Source organism: Desemzia sp. FAM 23988 (assembly GCF_045528365.1).
Lineage (GTDB): Bacteria > Bacillota > Bacilli > Lactobacillales > Carnobacteriaceae > Desemzia.
In genome coordinates this window covers 1-3155 of the sequence record NZ_JBGQQS010000045.1, presented here as the reverse complement: position 1 = coordinate 3155, position 3155 = coordinate 1, and the positions used below count along the sequence as shown (strand labels likewise).

At 36.3% G+C, this 3155-nt stretch carries 5 protein-coding genes, 1 rRNA gene and 1 pseudogene; all 7 read left to right on the top strand.

Going from position 1 to position 3155, the window contains the following annotated elements; translation table 11 throughout:
• Positions 1-87, top strand: a 5S ribosomal RNA gene (gene rrf / locus ACEN4L_RS13295); the annotation flags it as partial.
• Between the two features lie 365 nt (positions 88-452).
• A complete protein-coding gene (locus tag ACEN4L_RS13290) occupies positions 453-593 on the top strand; it encodes a hypothetical protein (RefSeq protein WP_407097719.1) in 141 nt (46 codons plus the stop codon).
• 3 nt (positions 594-596) lie between these two features.
• Positions 597-902, top strand: a complete 306-nt coding sequence (locus ACEN4L_RS13285; protein ID WP_407097720.1) for a PIG-L deacetylase family protein — start codon at positions 597-599, stop codon at positions 900-902.
• A 230-nt stretch (positions 903-1132) separates the two neighbouring features.
• Positions 1133-1441: a hypothetical protein gene (locus tag ACEN4L_RS13280; protein ID WP_407097721.1), complete on the top strand. Its 309-nt coding sequence runs from the start codon at positions 1133-1135 to the stop codon at positions 1439-1441.
• Positions 1442-1469: 28 nt separating this feature from the next.
• Complete coding sequence (locus ACEN4L_RS13275) at positions 1470-1619, top strand: hypothetical protein (RefSeq protein ID WP_407097723.1); 150 nt, start codon at positions 1470-1472, stop codon at positions 1617-1619.
• A gap of 55 nt (positions 1620-1674) precedes the next feature.
• Positions 1675-1830: a hypothetical protein gene (locus ACEN4L_RS13270; protein WP_407097722.1), complete on the top strand. Its 156-nt coding sequence runs from the start codon at positions 1675-1677 to the stop codon at positions 1828-1830.
• Between the two features lie 165 nt (positions 1831-1995).
• Positions 1996-2738: pseudogene (locus ACEN4L_RS13265) on the top strand (DUF554 domain-containing protein).
• The last annotated feature ends 417 nt before the right edge of the window (positions 2739-3155 follow it).

Genomic DNA, 3155 nt, shown 5'->3' with positions numbered 1-3155 from the left:
TGTTCCCATGCCGAACACAGTAGTTAAGCTTCTTAGCGCCGAAGGTAGTGAGGGGTTTCCCCTTGTGAGACTAGGACGTTGCCGCGCAATCGAAAGCATCATCTTCGGATGGTGCTTTTTTTGTACAATCAATTGGTATAAAATTCAAGATATTTTTTTGAATATATGGGTTCTTGCTGGCCAAAAATATCGTTCCTACAGAACTACACGTTTTCCATTAAAAAGATTAAAGAACATTCTCAAAATACAAAAGCCCGTAGCCAAACCAACAGTAGTGCTTGTTAGTTCATGGTTACGGGCTTATTATCTTCTGCAGCATTAATGAGAATTGTTTATTGATTTTGCTAAGCAATCTGTTCCTTATACTCATGTGGAAATATTAACTCCTAAATTAAATGAAAGTACGAGCTTCTTTGTTTAAATATTAGGCATGTAGAGAATTAAATATAAAAATGAATCTGTTACCTTCGCTGTTGGAGAGCAATGATTTATGGAACGACCCAGATCAAACGATGGAAAACGTCAAAAAGAACCGTCGTCAAGAAATTGAAGAAGCAACGAAACATTTAAGCGTGAAAGATTATGAAATATAGGACTTGCAAGATTACCATCTGAGCGTGATTGGCCAAGATAAAGAAAGAATGTTGCATAAAATCAGAGAAGTACAACCATATGTGATTTTGACTCATGGTCCTAAAGATGCTTTTAATCCAGATCATGAATTGGTATCGAATTTTGTGTTTGAAGCAAGTGTGCTCTCTACTTCAAACGGTGTTCGTTTAGAAGATATGAAACGAAGCAAACAAAGCAGTATATTTGGATTTGAACCACATCAAGCTGAGATCAGTGATTTCAAACCGGAAGTCATCATTGATATTACAGAAACTTATGAGCAAAAGTAGCTGCAATGAACTGCTTCAAATCTCAAAAACATTTGATTGATTATTACAGTGCGAAAGCATTGAGCAGAGGGAACCAAGCTCGCCGTTGTTCTCGTAAAAATGAATACCAATATACAGAAACCTTCACCCACTTCTTCCCATATGTAGGAGGTGTGTTTAACTAATGGAAAAATACATTGTAAAAAAACATTTCTCGTCCATCTGAGGGAATTTTAACAGCTTATCGTGAAATGGATGTATCGACTGTTTATGAAGCGCAAGAAAAAACAGGCTTGATGCTGCTATACCTTCTTCCTATCTCGCAAGGACAAAAAATCGTAGGTCCTGCTGTAACCGTAATTTGTCCTCCTGAAGATAATTTAGTGGTTCATGCAGCGATCGTAGTGTGCCAACCAGGTGATATTCTAGTGATTACCACAACAACTGACAACTATATAGGCGGGATGGTTGGAGAACTGATCGTTACAGCTCTAATTAAACGAGGTATTCAAGGCATTGTTATTGATTCTGCAACTCGCGATGTAGAGTTGACTTCGTGAATTAGGATTTCCAGTTCGAACAAGAGATATTTATTCAAACGGAACCTTTAAAAGAAAAGGCGGATGGGTAAATACACCGGCCAATTGTGCTGGACAAATCGTTCGTGGTGGGGATTTGATTATGGCAGATGACGATGGTGTAGTCGTTGTCAAAATAGAAAACTTATCTGCTACTTGAGATAAGCGGTTCTTCTCTCAAAAAGCCTATTCCAACTGCTGTTAAGGTAAATAATATGGTATTTACTTCAGCTGTAATGGGGACATATCCTGAGACAGGAAAGATACCGGAAACAATTGAAGAAGAAACGGATTTAATTTTTAATTATCTCGAAGAAATAGTAGAAAAAGCAGGGGCAGTACAGAGAATATTGCACTTCTTAGCGAACTGATAACAGATAAATTCTATAAAAAGCAATTATATACAGCTTGACTCAACATGCTTGCTGATTCTTCTAATCGTCCAGCCCGCCATACAAGTGTTCAGTCGTTAAAAACGGGCGTCCACATTCAGATAGAAATGATGGCAGTATTATAGATACATAGGGAATTAGTAAATGACTTTAGGAAAAGAGGAGAATGCCAGGCCTATTGGGATTATTGTGAATGTGTTGTCAGTTGCATTAGGTGGTATGTAGGAGGACTAGCTGGGAAATATCTGAGCCCTCATTTTAAAACACAGATCACACTCATTTTTGGAGTTTGTTCTTTATCGATTGGGATATTTACGTTAGGAATTATGGAAAACATGCCTGCAGAAGTATTAGGAACCGGCTTAGGTCTAATATTGCATTTAGGAACTTGGATCAATCAGAGCGGCGTATTGATGGAAAAGACAATTACTACTTTGTTTAAGACACCAAAACATGGAATGGATCCTGCAGAATATATTTCTAAATTAACAACTGTAATTGTACTGTTTTGTGCAAGCGGAACAGGAATATATGGATCATTAGATGCTGGGATGACAGGCGGCAGTACGATTCTATTTTCAAAATCTATTTTAGATTTCTTTACAGCAGCTATATTTGCAGTAAATTTAGGATATGTTGTTTCGATTATTGCAATTCCACAATTTGTTATCTTCCTTGTCCTGTTCTTGTTGGCAAAAGTTGTTTTTCCAATGGCGTCCCCAGTTATGATCAATGACTTTAAAGCTGCAAGAGGTTTATTGATGATAGCGACTGAGTTTAGAATGATGAAAGTAAAAGAATTCCCTGTTGCCGATATGATACTTGCTATGCTGTTAGTCATATCGCTGAGCTACATCTGGACAAATTGGCTGGTTCCGATGTTTTAACTTTAAAATAGTGGTAAAAAATACATTTTACATACTTAAAATGCATATTTAGTCCTTCTAAAATCTTTATTTAGAAGGGCTTTTTTTTATAGTAGTAAAAAGAATTGTGCTTTTTTGAAATAAAATGTTGAAAAACTGTTGACGCATATTAAAATAGATGATAATATATAGAAGTTGTCACAGAGACGTTGTTCAAACGTTTCGGAAGATAATAAAAAATAATTTCAAAAACTTGTTGACATTGAGTCAACGCTCTGGTATTATTAAGAAGTTGTCACAGCGACAACGCAAACGAAATTAGACCTTTGAAAACTAAACAAAGTAAGACGAACCAAACGTGTAAGGAAGTTTTGGCAAGTGCCAAAACAAACAAATTAGTGAATATTTATTCGCTAGCAATCAATTAATGAGCTACAA